At 39.2% G+C, this 18192-nt stretch carries 11 protein-coding genes; 4 read left to right on the top strand and 7 right to left on the bottom strand.

The genetic code is table 11. From position 1 onward, the window contains the following. From ESV85_RS12740 to ESV85_RS12720, 5 genes are all read right to left on the bottom strand, one after another. Positions 1-2365, bottom strand: a 2365-nt coding sequence (locus ESV85_RS12740; protein WP_146918158.1) for a right-handed parallel beta-helix repeat-containing protein, incomplete at its 3' end; no start/stop codon positions are given. Between the two features lie 192 nt (positions 2366-2557). Continuing rightward, a complete protein-coding gene (locus ESV85_RS12735) occupies positions 2558-3301 on the bottom strand; it encodes a hypothetical protein (protein ID WP_146918156.1) in 744 nt (247 codons plus the stop codon). 164 nt (positions 3302-3465) lie between these two features. Next, on the bottom strand, positions 3466-4062 hold the full coding sequence (locus ESV85_RS12730) for a hypothetical protein (RefSeq protein ID WP_146918155.1): 597 nt from the start codon (positions 4060-4062) through the stop codon (positions 3466-3468). A gap of 193 nt (positions 4063-4255) precedes the next feature. Next, the gene (locus tag ESV85_RS12725) at positions 4256-5785 is read right to left on the bottom strand and encodes a histidine kinase (RefSeq protein ID WP_146918153.1); all 1530 of its coding nucleotides are present in this window, start codon (positions 5783-5785) and stop codon (positions 4256-4258) included. A gap of 6 nt (positions 5786-5791) precedes the next feature. Then, positions 5792-6511 (bottom strand): LytR/AlgR family response regulator transcription factor, encoded by a 720-nt coding sequence (locus ESV85_RS12720; protein ID WP_146918151.1) that lies wholly within the window; start codon positions 6509-6511, stop codon positions 5792-5794. Between the two features lie 220 nt (positions 6512-6731). Between ESV85_RS12720 and ESV85_RS12715 the strand changes: the two genes are divergently transcribed. The 4 genes from ESV85_RS12715 (at position 6732) to ESV85_RS12700 (ending at position 15729) form a co-directional block, all read left to right on the top strand. Next, positions 6732-10730, top strand: coding sequence for a two-component regulator propeller domain-containing protein (locus ESV85_RS12715; protein ID WP_191322005.1), 3999 nt, complete (start codon positions 6732-6734; stop codon positions 10728-10730). Between the two features lie 441 nt (positions 10731-11171). Then, complete coding sequence (locus tag ESV85_RS12710; RefSeq protein WP_191322004.1) at positions 11172-13553, top strand: carboxypeptidase-like regulatory domain-containing protein; 2382 nt, start codon at positions 11172-11174, stop codon at positions 13551-13553. After that, the gene (locus ESV85_RS12705; RefSeq protein ID WP_146918146.1) at positions 13550-14626 is read left to right on the top strand and encodes a DUF4249 domain-containing protein; all 1077 of its coding nucleotides are present in this window, start codon (positions 13550-13552) and stop codon (positions 14624-14626) included. Before ESV85_RS12710 ends, ESV85_RS12705 begins: the two co-directional genes overlap by 4 nt. Before the next feature lie 35 nt (positions 14627-14661). Beyond that, complete coding sequence (locus ESV85_RS12700) at positions 14662-15729, top strand: DUF4249 family protein (protein ID WP_146918144.1); 1068 nt, start codon at positions 14662-14664, stop codon at positions 15727-15729. A 273-nt stretch (positions 15730-16002) separates the two neighbouring features. Here the strand turns inward: ESV85_RS12700 and rfbB are convergent, their stop codons facing one another. Together rfbB and ESV85_RS12690 are read right to left on the bottom strand one after the other, a co-directional pair. Then, a complete protein-coding gene (rfbB, locus tag ESV85_RS12695; protein WP_146918142.1) occupies positions 16003-17058 on the bottom strand; it encodes a dTDP-glucose 4,6-dehydratase in 1056 nt (351 codons plus the stop codon). Between the two features lies 1 nt (position 17059). Beyond that, a complete protein-coding gene (locus ESV85_RS12690; protein ID WP_146918140.1) occupies positions 17060-18112 on the bottom strand; it encodes an NAD-dependent epimerase in 1053 nt (350 codons plus the stop codon). Between the last annotated feature and the right edge of the window lie 80 nt (positions 18113-18192).

The raw sequence follows: 18192 nt of genomic DNA, 5'->3' as shown, positions 1-18192 counted from the left end.
CCGTGTTCGACTTGAAGATGTTGTTCTTGATTTTGTTTCCTGCCCCACCAGAACCACTGTAGTAAAGCCCCTGTGCACTGCCTGTCGTATTGATGTTGTTATGGTAAAAACTCTGGTACTGGTTGGCCGCAAAGTACACCGAATAGCTACCAGCCTTCGAATGAATCTGGTTGTTGGCAATCAAGGCTGGTGAGCCTGCTGTGGCGGTACAGCTGGTCATATACAACCCGTATTGGCTTGCTCCTTCAATCCTGTTCCCCGTCAAGCGGAAAGCACCCTCTGACTCATCCACATAAATCCCATCCGAACTCGATGATGATGATCCCAATAAAACTACTCGGTTGTCAGTGACTGCCGCTCCAGTCAGGTACTGTAGCACCATTCCTCTATAAAATTGATCGGTCAGTTCATTTTTGCGGATCTCTCCTCCGTTTCCTCTGGAAGATCCATTTTCCGAACCCCGATAATAAATGCCTGTCGAACCTCCGATTATCGTACTGTTCAATACTCGCAGATCACTCGATATTGCCGGGATAAAAATGACATTCCCCCGTTCAAAACTGGTGCTGTTAGTGATCGGTGATTCCAGAATACAGCCCTCAATCGTCAGATTATCCGCCCGGTTCAACGCCACTACTGTTCGCCCATAGGTCGTTCCAGTCGCTACCAGGTTTAGGTTTCTCAGGATGATATCACTTGCATTGTCAAAGCCGATCACATAGTTTGTCCCTATTGCAGTCGAGCCAAAGGTCAGGGTTACGTCTTCCGCATTTCCTGTTGCTGATTCATAGGTCACCGTATTGCTAGCCGATCCTCCAGAAAGATCCGGTATCAGTATCTGCTCGGTATAAGTTCCAGCAGCTACCTGAAACGTAACAGCTCCACCAAGTCCGTTCAAAACCATTGCATCCACACTCTCCTGGAAGCTTATAAAATTTCGGTTTCCACTACCTGATACATCTATTGTATAGATCCCTGATAAAGGCACTAACGCTGCCGCATCATATTCATTCGCTCCGATGGTAGGAGTTGCTTTTCTAAGATCTCCATTGATATCTTCAGGGACTTCGGCTAGTTGAATACCTGCATTCGCTAAAGCCGGAGAACTCGCTGTCAGATCGGTAGCAGAAATATACTGTGGATCAGCATTCAGAGAATTGGCATCCTTCGAAGATAACCCCTGCCAATCCGCAAGATCACCAGCATTGGAAGCGCCCCATCTTCCCAGATAAACACCTGAGGTAAAAAAGTCATTGTAATCCATCTCATCCAAACCAGTCGAGTTGGCCACATTCACCGCATAACCCGTGTTCGACTTGAAGATATTGTTTTTTATTTTGTTGCCTGCTGCTCCTGAACCACTATAATAAAGCCCCTGAGCTCCGCCAGTTGTATTGATGTTGTTATGGTAAAAACGCTGGTACTGGTTGGCTGCAAAGTACACCGAATAGCTACCCGCCTTCGAATGAATATGGTTGTTGGCAATCAAGGCTGGTGAGCCTGCAGTAGCCGTACAGCTGGTCATATACAACCCGTATTGGCTTGCTCCTTCAATCCTGTTACCCGTCAAGCGGAAAGCACCCTCTGACTCATCCACATAAATCCCATCCGAACTCGCCGAGGATGATCCCAATAAAACTACTCGGTTGTCAGTGACTTGGGCCTCAAATAAATTACTTAATTGAATGCCACGATAAAACTGATCGCTAAATTGATTTTGCTCTAATACAAATCCAAGTGCTCTAGATCCACCACTACCATTTGTGCCTTGGTAAAAAATGCCATAGGAACCGCCGACAATGCTATTATTTGTAAACCGAATATCCGAAGAAGTCGATGCAGAAATAATCACATTGCCTCTATCACTACTTGTACTATTGGTGATCGGAGAATTTAATACGCAACTTTCAAATGCAATATTGTGCAATTCCACCTGACCTCTAACAGTTCGTGTATAGGTAGTTCCACTAGCTGAAAAAGTCAGGTTTTTAAATAAAAAATTAGATGCATTTTCAAGAAGAACCACATAATTATCTCCTACTCCAGCAGCAGTATGACTTAAAATGACATTTGTTGCATTTCCAGACTGAGATTGAAAAGTGATGGTGTTGGTAGCAGAAGAGCCCGTAATAGGACCTAGTACGATCTGCTCACTGTATGTCCCATCTGCCACATTGAAAACCACTGGCCCAGAAACTCCATTCGTGTTAAGACCTGTGATTGCTTGGGAAAAACTTAGGTAATCTCCGCCTACTCCGATAGAATAGTTTCCAGAAAGTGCTTGAGCAACACTGGCTACTGGACTGATTATCCAAATGAAAAGGATTAAAAAAACGCTCTTCGATAAACTGTAAAAATTCATCATATTTTGAAATTCAAGGTTGGTTCTTTGAAAAGTCAGTCCAAAATGGATCTACTTCTCTAAAACCAAATTTCAATTTCTATGCATGAAGTGGATAGTACATATGTACCAAAGGATTATACATATGTAACATCAGCAAAAAAAGATAGCCTGATTTATTATTTCAGGCTATTTAGCTAATCATTGAAAGGATGTCTATTCCTTTACTGCAAACCATAACAAGTCTTCCGGTAGACTTTCCAGTCTTGATACAGTTAATTTTAAAGGGTAAACTTTTCCAGTAGAAGAGGTAAAAACTTCATCTATCCCATACCGAATTATATTCCAGCCTGCCTGAAGTTCCAGATTAATGCTGGTGACTTCCTCATATTTTTCCTCATCGTTTCCAGTGTAAGTTTCCAAAATACATTCCCCATTTGCCTTTGCAGGGCCTTCCAAATAATAAAACTCCAAATAGTACCCTGGAATTACATTCTCATCACGGTAGGTAAATAGCCACCTTGCTATATCTAAACTACTGCTGGCATACAAAATCCCATTACTTGGATTTCCCATTTCGTCCATGAGTGTTAATTCAGGAACTCCTGATACTTCAATATCTCCATTCTCTGTTTCGACTTCTTCAAAAGCACATGCAAAGGTCTCTGAAACTTTTTTAAAGCCCACCGTAAAACCATTGGGCGCATTTTTCTGAGCATCTTCTGCCAATTTTCTAGCCTTCTCCAGAAAATTATCTTGCAGAATTATGGAGAATTTCCCCTCTTCACTGACTTCACCCCATTTCTGGCTATTCCCTGAAAACCTATCAAATGATTCGATTTCTGAAAGGCCACTACTATAATTGGCAATCTGGCCTTGAAGCTCCTGCTGGGCACTTACCAGTTGAATCTGAAATAGAACTATCGAAAATGAGCTGATAATAATGGCTTTGATCTTCATGGTTTATATGTGGTGTATTTTGAAAATTCTTGAAATTCTAATTCTTAGCTTTTTTCTTTTCACGGAAACCAATCCCTTCATTAAAGAGAAACAGCTAATTAAACTTGGTATATACCTGAATTTGAAATCTTGATCAATTGGTATTTCATCGGGTAGAATTCCCCTTATTTCATCTCCTCAATCACTTCTTTCACAAAAGCCCAAAACTCGTCCATTTGGATTTGATAGCCTTTAAATATAAAATGGAACCGCTCTTTCAACACAAATTCAATTTCCACATGATGCTCCTCAGAATTTGATTTTTCCCATATGCGAAGACCTTCTCTCTCATAAATCTTGGAATAGCCGCTTGGCAGTTGTTCTTCATAATCAAGATTCAATTTTTGACTAATTGAACTCAGCATCACCGCCGCAGTTGCTCCTGCACCATCCAGCACCTCCATAGATACCTGCTTACCTTCTTGCCCGATTTCTTGATAAGTAGAAATAGCGCCACTCATTTCCATGCCTTGTTTATGGCCGACAATTAATTTTCGCTGCTCCATTTGGCCAACTTTCACGGGAATCCAATTTTTGAGCTCCTCATTACTCATTGGAATTTGAATTTCTAAAGCTTTTGAAATATCACTTGCTCTGCTCTCAGAAGAATCAGAAAATTCTGCTTCATTAGGAATGCTACTGATGATGGAGTTAGCACGTCTATCTTTTCCGCAGGAAACTAAAAGGATTATAAAAAAGAAAATAGAGCCGAATCTTATCATTGACTTTCATTGCTCAGAGTATTTATCGGCTGATTCACGCTATACCAAAAGCAATGAATCGCTTAAAAATCTGCAAACATTTAATAACCAGAAATTTATTTTATGGGAGTAAAGCTATCTCAATGAAATGTGAATGAATCAAACCTATGTATCAAAAAGTAGCACTAGTGTAACCTAACCCAGTTAATTCTTATCAATACTCGTTTTTGTTTAGGTAAAATACCACCTCTGTTCCGCTCTCGGAGGAATTGCCCTCATGGTCCAGAATTAAAAAATGATAATTGAATTTTTCGCTTTGATTAAAGAATTTAAGTCGATCTGAGGAAAGCGAAATACCGATGGACTGCTTTTGGATGGAATGACTAGATTTTAGTTTCGTGGACTCTGCTCTACCAATTCCGTTGTCTCGGATAGAAACCACAACACTATCGGCTTCAGTAAACACACGAACAAAAATTGATTTAGGGCCTTTTTTACTCATTAACCCATGCCATACAGCATTTTCTAAAAATGGCTGAAAAACCAATGGCGGTACTTTAGTATCTCTGAGACTTATCCCTCTTTCGACATCAATCGTGAAATCAATTCCATCTTCAAACCGGATCGCTTCCAAACTGAGATAAAGCTTTGCAATGTCTAGCTCCTCACCTAGTGAGATTTTAAATTCCCTAGAACTTTCCAATACCATTCTAATGAGCTTTGCAAACTTGTTTAGGTATAAGACAGCGTTCTCTTTATCACTTTCAATCAGAAAAACCTTGATAGAATTCAGGGCATTAAAGATGAAATGTGGATTCATCTGGCTTCTAAGTGATTGAAGATGTAGTAGCGTGATTTGCTTTTCATAATCCGCACTAAGCTTGGAGACCCGCTGTTCTTCTGCATCAGCTTCCAAAAATGATATTTGACTTTCCTTGAGTTGCAACTCACTTTTAAGGTTTTTATTTAACTCTTCGCGAAGCCCTTCATTTTCCTGAAGTTTTGATAAAAGCAAAGTCTGCATTTCAAACTTTTCCTCGTAAACTTCTCGTTGCTTGATTGCAAGAGCATAGGTGTACAAGTAGTTTTCAGCTAAAACCGCCAAGTAGTAGATGTAATGATATTTGTTAGTAAACGAAACATCTTTTCCAAAAGTCAAGGAAGCAAAAATGAATGAACCAACCCCTAAGATCAGGTATCCTGCGAGAATGTAATACCTAACCTTCTCTCCTGTTTTGATAGTGAGATACACTCCAAAAATCAAAAAAATCAATGTACAGGGCATGAACACCGTGATGTAATAACCCCGCATTAAAGCATACCCATCCCAAACATATCTTCCTAAAACCAAGACTCCGAAAATAGAACTGGTAATCAGAGCATAGTAAGTAAAGAAGGAAGTGAACTTTGGGAAATGCTTTCTGAAATTGAGAATCTCGATTAGGAAAAAGGAGAAAATCAGGTAGCTAGCAAATTGAATAGGGAAATTCAAATGGATAAAAACATCTGAATATTCAGTATAAACATTTTCTACAAATACGCCCTTTACTCGCTGAATTAGATTGATACCATTAATCAGCGCGTACATGCTGTAAAACAGATAAAACTTCTCCCTGCTTTTGATAAAAAGAACGAAATGGTATAAGGATAAGTAAAAAAGCACACTTGTAACTCCCCAGCCCAAGCCGTTAAAATTGCTGTTTTCTAGAATTTCGATCAAAGGATACTTATCAAAAAAACTCATCAATTTTTATTTCAGTGATTCGATAAAACCTGCCTTTTTTAACCTAGAGACTGGAAGCGAAATCCCATCAGTAAGCTTCACTTTTCCAGTAGATTTTTCATAGGACTTAACTTTTTTAAGGTTTATCAAAAATGAATGATGTATTCTATAAAATCTAGACTTGGAAAATAGACTATCCAATAATTTCAGCCTTTTAGAAACTAATACTTTCCCACCGTCTACAGTATGGATATAGGAATAACTCCCCTCACTTTCGCAGTAAATCACTTCATCCGGATCAATTAAGATCAATTGATCGTCCATATTGATCGCTATTTTTTCCTTTTGGATAGAGAAATTGGTAGAAGTAGAGCTATTTAATTTATTGATCAAATCTTGGTGGATTCTATTCAATAAATTCATCAAATCAGAACTATCAACTGGTTTGAGTAAGTAATCAAAAGCTCTTTCTCGTATAGCCTGAATGGCATGCTCGGCATGTGCAGTCACAAAAACCACCTCGAAATTGCGATTGGGAAAATGATCCAAAAACCTGAACCCATCCAAACCTGGCATCTCTATATCTAGAAAAATACAGTCAGGGTGAAGTCTATCCACTTCCTGCAATGCCTTTTCTGCTTCCCCAAATTTACCTACTACCTCTACTGATATCCCCGACTGCTTCAATTCCCACTCAAGAGAAATGATGGCCTTAGGTTCATCATCAATAATTACGATTCGAATCATAAACTCCCCATAATTTGGTATAACAAAAGAATCTCTTTTGAAAACATCAATACTCCAAAGTATTGAATAGATTTCAAATTCCAGATTAGTCTCAAGATTTTAGCACAAAAAAATCAAGATTCTAGAATTAAAGGTTTTACCAGTTATGAAGTATCAGCTACATCTAGCTGGTTCAGTTATAATTCTAAGTTTATTGAGAAAGGGATTAAGACTTTTTTCCATGACCTTATCAATTAGAAACTATTCGTATAGATTTTACTTAGCCGTCGTACTCCTACTTTTTGCGGGGAGCCAAACCTATTCTCAAGAAAACCTTTCCTTCCGTCAACTTTCAGTTAATGATGGACTATCCCAAAACAGCGCTATCTCAATAGCCCAAGATCAAAGTGGATTTCTTTGGATAGCTACTCAGGAAGGCTTGAATCGCTATGACGGTCGGGATTTTGTGGTTTATGATAAAAAATTTCTAGATGTCACAGAATCGACACGCCTACTACTTGGAAAAGTATTTTCAGACAGCAAAAATAGAATTTGGATTATTCCTGAAAGCTCGATTCCTGAGATGCTAAATAAGGAAGACGGGATATTCCAAGCAATCGAAGGAATTACTTCAGCGACTAGCATAATTGAAGATCCTCAGGGCAAGATCTGGTTTGGAACCCTTTCCGGTCAACTCTATTTCTGGAATGAGGAAATTAAAAAGGCCGAAATGGGTTGGTCTGACCCAAATAAGGAAATCGTCAATCTGGCCAATCTTGACGATGATAATCTGATTCTAACTTTTAGGGATGAGGTGGTTTTATGGAATAAAAGCTCTGAAATCCAAAAGCTGATCTGGAAACCTGAAAACGAGACAGTTTTGGCGGTCACCATCCAAGATCCCACAGGAAGATTTTGGTTCGGAACACTAAACCGTGGACTCTGGACGAGCTCAAAAGTTGGTGCCGATGCATTAACCATGGATGCTTTTTTTGATCAAAAGGAAAATTCTAACCCACAGACGATGATCTTAGACCTATTGGTTGATTCCAAGCAACGGCTTTGGGTTGCCACTTATGGAAAAGGAATTAAGCAAATAGACTTAAAGAATAAGGCCATGAGGCAGTTTTCATACTCCAAACAGAATCCAAGGTCAATTCACTACAATGACATCCTTTCGATTTTTGAAGATTATACTGGTACACTTTGGTTTGGTTCAGATGGTGCAGGATTGAGCTTTTACGATTCCTATTTAGAGAAATTCGATTTTTTTCATAATCAAGAAGTTCCCGAAAACATTAACATAGATGTGGTCCGATCGATATATGTGGATGAAAACGAAAATATCTGGCTGGGAACCTCTGGAAAAGGACTAACTCGATACAATCCGAAATCTAAAACTTGGAAGACTTTTGTCCATGATTCAAGAAACTCCAACAGCCTCGCCAGCAATAGAGTAATGAGCATTACCGGGGATAATAATGGCAAACTTTGGGTAGGGTATCAGGATGAAGGGTTAAGTATTCTAGACCTTCGGACAGATGCTTTTGAGCATTTTAACTCAGAAAGTAGAGTCAAACAACCTGGTACAACCGTGTGGAAAATCTTCATAGATAGTCAGAAGAGATTTTGGCTTTGCACCAGAAATGATGGTTTGATTTGGTTTGATCCTGAAAAGGGCGCTTTAAAGCAATTTGTCCATGATCCGCTTCGAGCAAACAGTATTCCTGACAACAATATTCGCACGATGCTTGAAGATCCTTCTGGGCAATTTTGGATTGGAACGGAAAATCATGGCATCGCCAAATTTGATTTAGCTACTGAGAACTTCGAAGTAAAAACTCATGATCCCGACAACCCAAATTCAATTAGTAGCGATCATATCAAATCCCTATATCTAGAAAAAAATAAACTTTGGATTGGTACAAATGGAGGTGGATTAAACCGAATGGACATCAATTCAGAGGAAATCAAAATCCTAAATATTGAAACCGGTCTTTCCAATAATGTGATCTATTCCATCTTAGATGATCAAAATGGGAATCTTTGGCTTAGTTCTAATAAGGGGATAACTAAAGTTGGACTGGAAAAAGAATCAGAAGATCAGTTTCAGATAACCAACTACTCCAATTATGATGGTCTAGCCACGGAATTTAATACTGGGGCATACTTTAAACATGAGGATGGCACTCTTTATTTCGGGAGTTTGGATGGATTTTACTGGTTTAATCCAGAGGATATTTCCATGAATGAAACACCTCCTAAAACTGCGATTACTGGACTTTATGTGTTTGATCAAAAAGTAAAAATGAGTCAAAACCTAAAGTTAAATCACAACCAAAATACGCTTACGTTCAATATGGCTAGTTTGGTTTTCTCTTCCCCTGAGAAAAATCAATTTGAATACATGCTTGAAAACCATGATAAAAACTGGGTTTCAAACGGCTATAACCATCAGGCTCGCTATACTAATCTTGCCCCTGGAAAGTATCGCTTTTTGGTCAAAACGAGTAACTACGATGGCATTTGGGCGAAAGCACCCGTCGTTTATGAATTCACTATTTTGACCCCTTGGTATTTTAGCACGTTGGCCAAAGCAATTTATTTGGCTTTACTAGCACTTATCATCTGGAGAGTCTACAACTACCTAAAGTGGAAATGGCAGATTCAGTTTTCCCTTAAAATGAAAGACAGGGAAACACAAACGCTGAAGGAGATGGATGACTTTAAGACCCAACTTTTCACCAACATCTCTCATGAATTTAGAACACCTTTGACGTTGATTTCAGGCCCGATCGATCGTGTAATCAGTCAATCTGAAAATCCCGTCATTAAATCACAATTGAATCTCGTAAAAATCAATTCTCAGCGGTTGTTGACGCTTGTTGATCAGCTTTTGGAAGTAGCCAAAATTAAGGCTGGTAGAAACCAATTGACTATCCGAAAAGGAAACCTGGGATTACTTATCCAATCTATTATTGCTAACTATTTCTATCAAGCTTCTGAAAAGGGCGTACGACTTACAGCAGATATTCCATTGATGACAGAGGTTTGGTTTGATTCTGACAAGGTTGAAAAAATAGTAAAAACCCTGATTCAAAATGCCATCAAATACAGCAAAAAGGACTCTGAGATAAAGTTTGAATGCAATATCTCTGAAGGGAATTTTCACTTAACTGTCAAAAATGAAAGTCTGGAACAATTCACTAAAGATGAGCTGAATAAGATTTTTCAAAAAATTCAAAATTCAAATGAAAACAAACAGGGGTTTGGCCTGGGATTGTCCCTGATCAAAGAAATGATCCATTTATATCATGGAGAAATTACAGTTGATTTCAAAAATTCCCGATGGTTTGAGGTCTCTATATTGCTGTCAGTGGACAAATATGCTTTCCATCCAGAAGAAGTTATCGATGAGGAAAGTGAGGATTTTGACTTGCCAGAACTACAAGTAGTAAATCAAGAAGAGCGAGAAAATCTACCGCATATTCTCGTAGTGGAGGACAACACCAAAGTCCGAGAGTTTATTATCAGAGAACTCAATCCTTATTTTCAAACCTTGGAAGCTTCCAATGGAAAAGAAGGACTTTTTGTGGCACTGAAAAACATTCCTGATTTAATCATTTCAGATGTAATGATGCCAGAAATGGACGGTTTTGAATTTTGTAAAAAAGTGAAAAGCAATGAATTGACATCACATATTCCTGTGATCTTACTGACCGCCAAAGCAGACGAAGAAAGTCAACTAGAAGGTATTCGAGTTGGTGCAGATGACTTTATCCTTAAACCATTCAAAACCAAAAGATTGCTTGTAAGAATCGAGAAGCTAATTGAGCTTAGAGCTCAACTGAGAGAAAGATATTCTAACAGAAATTCGATCACTCCAAAAGACATTGCTATCACTTCTATGGATGAAAGATTCTTAGAAAAGATTCAAGAGATCGTTGACAATGATCTTTCCGATAGCCATTTCACAGTAAATGAGTTCAGTAAAAAACTAGGGATGAGCAGAATGCAGCTCCATCGTAAACTGACGGCTTTGACGGGACTTTCCACAACAGCTTACATCCGAGACCAACGGCTTAGAATGGCACTTCAGCAACTGGAAAAATCAGGAGAAAACATTTCTGAAATAGCCTATGCTGTAGGCTTCAGTTCCCCTTCCTATTTTATCAAAACTTTCAAAGAAACATATTCGGTAACACCTGCAGAATATCAAAAAAGCAAAGTAAAAAAATAAACCACGATGCCTTCGTGGTTTATTTAGTAGTCTTAATAAGTTCTAAAGTTATTAGCCTTTGCCGTAATGCTCAGAATGATTAGTTCTGAATAGACGTTACAGTTTTTAAGGATAAAAGAATCCTTTTTATCTCCGTCCGAATTATATAATTTACTAGTCCTCTGATCCTTGTATTTGGTAAGCAACTATTTGTTCAAGACGAATTAGAAAATAAGCTAATCCAAACAAGAAAAGTTAATATTCCATTGATAGGTTCTATATTCCAGAGATTTCAAAAAAGTCAATCTTGAAAATTGAATAAATAAATGAAGTACCAATTCAATTAAACAACCCAAAATCAACCAATTGAAAATCAAGCGTCAAGATTTTTTTCGATCAATAGAGGAAAGTCCATTCCTTAGAAATGTAGGGTTGAAACCTCATCTTTTGTTTCTGATGCTCATGCCTTTATTTTCCATTTATTTCCAATCAAGTTATGCGCAGACTGAATTTACAGAAGTCAGTTTTGAACAGAAAAATCTTCCCAAAAGATCAAAATACTTTTTAACAGGCAAGGTCATTCAATCAGAGAGTTCCGAGGCACTGGAAGGTGTTTCCATTCATATCGACGGAATCTTTACTGGAAACAATACTGATGCAGCTGGGCAATATGCCCTTACACTTGATTCAGGAAAATACCGGATCGTTTTCCGGCAATTCGGGAAAAAACCAGCTCCTTATATTGTCTTTCTGTATGGGGATGGCCAATTGGATATATCTCTAACCGACCGCGATTTTGAATTGGAAACATTTACTGTTCAGGCAGAGGAGCGCGACAGAAACATACGGAGTGCTATTACCGGTGTCACCAAAATGAACATCAGCGAGATAAAACTTGTGCCGGCGTTTATGGGCGAGGCTGACGTGTTCAATGTGCTCCAATCCATGCCGGGAGTGACTTCTGTAGGTGAAGGGTCGGCAGGAATGAATATAAGGGGTGGTCAGGCAGATCAAAACCTGATCATGATGAACGAGGCCATAGTGCTCAGTAACAGCCACGCATTGGGTTTCCTATCATCATTTAATGGTGATGCGCTCCAAAATTTCACATTGTATAAAGGAACAGTGCCGAGCTACTTTGGGGGAAGGAGTGCGTCAGCATTGAACATTGAAATGAGAAAAGGTAACAGAGAAAACTGGAAAGGCAGTGCTTCATTAGGAACTGCGGTCAGCAAATTCCTGATAGAAGGACCTATCGTCCCAGAAAAGACCTCACTGATATTTGCCTCCAGGTTATCTAACGCTAATTGGATTTTGAACAAAGCAAATGAAGTTGATGTCAAAAACAGCAAGATTAACTTCCACGATTTTTATTTGGGGATCAACCACCAATTTTCTGAGAATAACAGCCTTGATTTTAACCTGCTAAATACCGGAGATTATTTCAGATTTTCCAATCAGTTTGGATTTGAATGGGACAATCTCGTCGGGTCACTGACTAGCCGCAATCTTTTGACCGATAACTTCTCTCTAGTCGGAATGGCAGCTTATGGGTCATTCAACAATGGTTTTTTTGAACCCTCGTCAATAGACCCATCCAAAATTGAAAATGGTCTTTACTATTACCAAGGAAAAATAACAGGTTTATTGACTCTCGAAAAGGTGGACATCAACTTCGGTGCAGAAGCTATCCAATACCAAATGAGGCCAGAATCTCTCAGTCCATTCTCGGCAGAGTCGGGGATTGCAGCACAGACAATTCAGAAAGAAAAAGGATTGGAATATGCACCCTTTGTATCTGCTGATTGGAATCCATCAGAAAAATTTTCTCTTTCTGGAGGAATCAGGTATTCAAATTATGTCCAACAAGGACCTGATTCTGTCTTTAGATATCAAGATGGCAATCCAATGTCGAGATTGACTATTACAGGTGTTGATTTTATAGAAAGTGGACAAGTGTCGAAGTATAGTGGTTTTGAACCAAGACTTTCCTTCCGCTTGACTTTTGACAACTCTAGTTCAATCAAAGGCGGCTATTCGGTCATGAACCAATACCTGCAGACCATCTCCAATGCCACGGGCCCGACGCCAATAGATCTCTGGCAATTGAGCACTACTTATATCCTACCCCAAAGGTCCCAAAATGCTTCATTGGGATACTTCCGAAACTTCAAAGAGGATGAGTGGTCTACCTCTTTAGAGGGTTTTTATCGGTCTACTGACAATCAGTTGGAATACAGAGATTTTGCTAATTTGTTTGTAAATCCGCACATAGAAACCGAATTGATTCAAGGAGAAGGCAAGGCTTATGGTGCGGAAGTATTGATCCAAAAAAACAGTGGCGGTATCACGGGTTGGCTTGCTTATACTTATACCCGATCGTTGATTAGAACCACATCTGAATTTGCTGAAATTCAGGTCAATCAGGGCAATTGGTTTGCTACCAATTTTGACAAACCTCATAACATTTCACTTGTCACCAACTTCCATATAAGAAAGGGTCGGACTTTCAACACAAATTTTAATTTTTCCTCAGGCAGACCGGTTACAGGGCTAACATCTAACTATGTCATAGGAGGGATTTATGTTCCAAATTTTGGAAACAGAAATAAATTCAGAATTCCAAATTATTTTAGGATTGACATCTCTTACCTAACCAATGGATTTGTAAGGAAATGGGATGACAAGATCAATTTTAGTGTCTACAACCTCACAGGTCGGAGAAATGCCTATTCTGTATTTTTTCAAAGAGAAGGAAGGACACCGAGATTGGTACCTTATCAGATTTCAATATTGGGTACCGCTTTTCCGTCATTCACCTACACTGTTTCTTTTGGCAAATGATCTCACACACTAAAAAATCTGTCCGACTGCTTTTGGTATTTTCTCTATACTTTTTTTTGCCGTTTTCCTGCATTGAAAAACTTGATTTTTTAGACGAAACCCAAGAAGTGCAATTAGTAATCTATGGACTTTTGACCGATATACCTGAAAGACAAGTAGTCTCAGTTAGCAGGACATCTGCTATTGGACTTGCACCAATGGGGGTTTCGGATGCGAAGGTTTCATTATTGACAGCATCTGGTGGAAGATTTAGATACTTTTTATCAGGATTTGGGGAATATACATTAGAAGGATTTGCTGCAGTAGATGGGGAAAGTTATGCCATTGAGGTAGTTCTGGAAAACAAGGTCTATATGTCAACTTTTGAGAAGGTTCCTGAGCTTCTTGCGGATGATGAAATCAGTTTTGAATTTAATAAAGAACCATTTAGAACGGAGTCTCCCGAATCAGTTTTTACTGTGTTTTCAGAAACGACACTGCCTAATTCCACAGATCCGATCTACCTTAGATGGATGGTTGAAGAGACTTATTTTTGGCCTTTGGTATATTTACCGGGGACGGGATTTCCTCCGCCGCCGCCTCCACCTTGTTTTATATCGGATGTATTTGAACCCAATAGAATCAATTTATTTGACGGTTCGGGTACAAGTACCAGAAAAGGGAATTTTGTATTGGGCAAAAGATTAGTGGATAATTCCTTCCTATATCCATTTTTCGCGAGCGTCAAGCAACTCAGCATCAATCGGGAAGCCTATGAATATTGGGAAAAAATAAAAATTGTGATCGATAATCAAGGATCCTTATTTGATATCCCCCCTGCTTCGGTATTTGGAAACATCTCCAATGTTGAAGATCGAAATGAAACAGTCTTGGGGTATTTTGAAGTCGCCAAAACCAAGGTGACCAGGATTTATACAACACGTGCAGATGTCCCGTTCAATCTCGTCGACCCTTGTCTGTATATTCCTAATAAACCTGAAAATTCTTATGCCTCTGAATGCACGTCTTGCGAAGGGCGTGCTCAGGGAAGAAGGTGGACAAACGACGCACCTGATTGGTGGAAGTTTGATTGAGATTGTTTGGGTTTGGGCTAGAATAATATCTTAAGATGAAAAAGAACTTTTATTCAAAATTAAAGCTACCTATTTGCCTTGTTTCTCTGTTTTTGGTAACATTCTCTTGTATTGAACCACTTGATTTTTGGCAGGAAACACAGGAGGGACAATTAATCATCTATGGACTGTTTACTGATATTGATGATAAGCATGTTGTCAATATAAGCACCTCTGCACCTTTGGCATTTCGTCCCAAAGGTGTTTCAAATGCAGCAGTTTATTTACTGACCGAAGGGGAAGAAAAAACATCATATTTCAACAAGGGAAATGGTGTTTATGAATTGGAAGGTGTAAAGTCTAAAGGAGGTAAAAGTTACGCTTTGGAGGTGATTTTGGAAGGGGTGACCTACAGGTCAAAATTTCAAGAAATGCCGGATGTTGTTGGTAAAGACAGTCTCAGCTACCAAGTGGCATATGAACCGTTCAGATCCTCGCTGGATGAGCATGTTTTTAAAGTATTTGCCAAATCAGAGTTGCCGGAAACAAAAGACCAGCTATTCCTCCGGTGGATAGTAGAGGAAGCACATTATTGGCAGCTACTCTGGATTCCTCCCGGTACCCCTCCGCCTCCCCCCTGTTTTATTTTTGATGTCATGGATCCAACACGAGTTAATTTATTTGACGGGACAGTTACTTCAAGTCGGCAAACAGAGAGATTATTGGCTATCAGGAAATTTGACAATGCCTTCTTATTCCCATATTTTGTAACAGTCAAACAGTTAAGTATTAACAGAGAGGCTTTTGATTACTGGGAAAAAATCAATATTGTCATCAATAACAAAGGCTCCCTTTTTGACATACCTCCTGCTCCGGTATTTGGGAACATCATAAATACTGAAAATCCAAATGAACTTGTTCTTGGCTTTTTTGAAGTTGCAAAATCATCAGTATCGAGGTTCTTCGTGACCTCTGAGATTTCTCCTATTTATTTGCAACCGATCTGTGATTACATTCCCGGAAAACCTACAAATCAATATCCGGCAGAATGCCTATCCTGTGAAGGTCGAGCAGCAGGCCGTGATTGGACAAGCACAAAACCTGACTGGTGGATTTACGATTGACCTGACAAAGGAAACGGCAATCGTAAAGTAGCTGGCCCGGTAAAACACACAGCCGTAGTCAAAATCGGAGACAGGTCTTACACTCCTCAAAAAATATCAGTCCACTCAGCAACTCATAAAAGAATACATTTCTTATTACAGCAATCAACGAATCAAAACGGAAAGAGCCCGGCAAAACACCGAGCTCTTTCAATAAATTTATACTATTCTTAATCCGTCCAACTTTGGGGCAAGTCCAGTAATGCTAGTGTTTTTTTCAAAGACTATAACGTCTTATCTATTTTCATATAATTCAGAATAGTAATCTTGATAGGCTCCTGAAGTCACGTGATCAAGCCACTCTTGATTATTCAAATACCAATCAATCGTAATTTCAATGCCTTCTTCAAATTGTAAACTTGGCTCCCAGCCTAGCTCCTCTTTGATTTTAGTAGCATCGATAGCATAGCGCATATCGTGTCCAGCGCGATCAGTGACATAGGTGATCAACTTTTCAGAAGTCCCAGCCTCACGACCTAGTTTCTCGTCCATTTTGGCACATAACAAGTTCACTATATCAATGTTCTTCCACTCATTGAATCCACCGATATTGTATGTTTCTCCAGGTTTACCTTGGTGAAAAACTGTATCAATTGCTCTTGCGTGATCCTTTACAAACAACCAATCCCGGATATTCTCCCCTTTTCCATAGACAGGCAGAGGTCTATTTTCCTTGATGTTGTGAATACAAAGCGGTATCAATTTCTCAGGAAAATGATTGGGTCCGTAATTATTTGAACAGTTCGAAATCACCGTTCTCATCTTGTATGTATTGGCATAAGCACGTACAAAATGATCCGAGGAAGCCTTAGATGCTGAATAGGGTGATTGTGGATCGTACGCCGTAGTTTCTAGAAAGAATCCTCCATCGTGCAAAGAGCCATATACTTCATCCGTAGAAACGTGATAGAACAGATGATCTGCAAGATTTTCATTCCAGAAAGTTTTTGCCGCATTCAATAAATTCACCGTACCAAACACATTTGTCTTCACAAAAGCTAATGGATCAGTAATAGACCTATCAACATGCGATTCAGCTGCCAGGTGAATTACATCCGTGATCTTATGCTTTTCAAAAATCGCCTTGAGGGCATCTTCATCTTGAATATCTGCTTTTTCAAAGATGTAGTTTGAAGCACCTTCTACAGCTTTTAAATTCTCTAGATTTCCAGCATAAGTCAATGCATCTAGATTGACAATTTTGTATTCTGAATACTTTTCTACGAATAGTTGCACAACGTGGCTACCTATAAATCCGGCCCCACCAGTGATCAAAATTGATTTGCTCATCTTATTTTTTGTAATAGTCTAAATACCAATCAGTGAAAGATTTTACTCCTTGGTCGATTGGTGTATCTGGTTTGTAGCCTGTATCTCTAACCAAATCAGAAACCTCTGCATGTGAAGCTGGCACATCACCAGGTTGCAACGGAAGCATATTCATTTTAGCTTCTTTGCCTAATCCCTTTTCTACCGCATGGATATAATCCATCAATAAAACCGGAGAAGAGTTTCCAATATTATAGACCTTGTAAGGTGCCTTGGAACTTCCTGGGTCAGGGTTTTGAGAATCAAACTCAGCATTTGGACTCGCAGGTCTATCTGCTACTTTGATTACTCCTTTCACTATATCATCTATGTAAGTGAAGTCTCGCTTCATATTCCCATAGTTAAATACCTGAATTGGCTCGTCTTTCAATATGGCTTCTGTAAACAGAAACAATGCCATATCTGGTCTTCCCCAAGGTCCATAAACCGTAAAGAATCTTAAACCAGTTGTTGGGATATTGAAAAGGTGGCTATAGGTATGTGCCATCAGTTCATTTGACTTTTTAGAAGCAGCATACAAACTGATAGGATGATCCACCGAGTCTGACGTGGAAAATGGCATCTTTTCGTTTGAGCCATACACAGAACTGGAAGACGCATACACCAAATGCTTGACAGGATGAAAGCGGCAAGCCTCCAAAATATTCAAGTAAGCCACAATGTTGCTCTCAATATATACTTCCGGATGGGACAGTGAATACCGAACTCCAGCTTGTGCAGCTAAATGAATAACTACATCAAACTTCTCCTGAGCAAAAAGATCTAGTAATGGCTCTTTGACAGATAGGTCCAACTGAATGAATCTATACCCTGAAATAGTATCTGATTGAACCATTTCGCCCTTTTTTACTTGATCTCGCTGAATACCCATGTGCGCCAAACGCGCATATTTCAGATTGATATCGTAATAATCGTTGATAATATCCAGTCCAACGACTTCATCTCCTCTTTCCAAAAGTTGCTGCGCAACGTGAAATCCAATAAATCCGGCAGTTCCGGTAACCAGGTACTTCATGTGTTTTTAATTTGATTGATATAGGCCAGATGGAATCGCGCAAGGTTGATAATCATTCCAATGCGTGACACATTAGTTAT

The organism is Algoriphagus aquimarinus (assembly GCF_007997215.1).
Taxonomy (GTDB): Bacteria; Bacteroidota; Bacteroidia; order Cytophagales; family Cyclobacteriaceae; genus Algoriphagus; species Algoriphagus aquimarinus_A.
The sequence above is the reverse complement of the archived record's forward strand: the minus strand, read 5'-3'. Positions and strand labels throughout refer to the sequence as shown.

Coding starts and splice junctions, on each gene's coding strand:
- ESV85_RS12735 (WP_146918156.1), bottom strand. CDS start 3,301: ATGAAGATCAAAGCCATTATTATCAGCTCATTTTCGATAGTTCTATTT.
- ESV85_RS12730 (WP_146918155.1), bottom strand. CDS start 4,062: ATGATAAGATTCGGCTCTATTTTCTTTTTTATAATCCTTTTAGTTTCC.
- ESV85_RS12725 (WP_146918153.1), bottom strand. CDS start 5,785: ATGAGTTTTTTTGATAAGTATCCTTTGATCGAAATTCTAGAAAACAGC.
- ESV85_RS12720 (WP_146918151.1), bottom strand. CDS start 6,511: ATGATTCGAATCGTAATTATTGATGATGAACCTAAGGCCATCATTTCT.
- ESV85_RS12715 (WP_191322005.1), top strand. CDS start 6,732: ATGACCTTATCAATTAGAAACTATTCGTATAGATTTTACTTAGCCGTC.
- ESV85_RS12710 (WP_191322004.1), top strand. CDS start 11,172: ATGCCTTTATTTTCCATTTATTTCCAATCAAGTTATGCGCAGACTGAA.
- ESV85_RS12705 (WP_146918146.1), top strand. CDS start 13,550: ATGATCTCACACACTAAAAAATCTGTCCGACTGCTTTTGGTATTTTCT.
- ESV85_RS12700 (WP_146918144.1), top strand. CDS start 14,662: ATGAAAAAGAACTTTTATTCAAAATTAAAGCTACCTATTTGCCTTGTT.
- rfbB (WP_146918142.1), bottom strand. CDS start 17,058: ATGAGCAAATCAATTTTGATCACTGGTGGGGCCGGATTTATAGGTAGC.
- ESV85_RS12690 (WP_146918140.1), bottom strand. CDS start 18,112: ATGAAGTACCTGGTTACCGGAACTGCCGGATTTATTGGATTTCACGTT.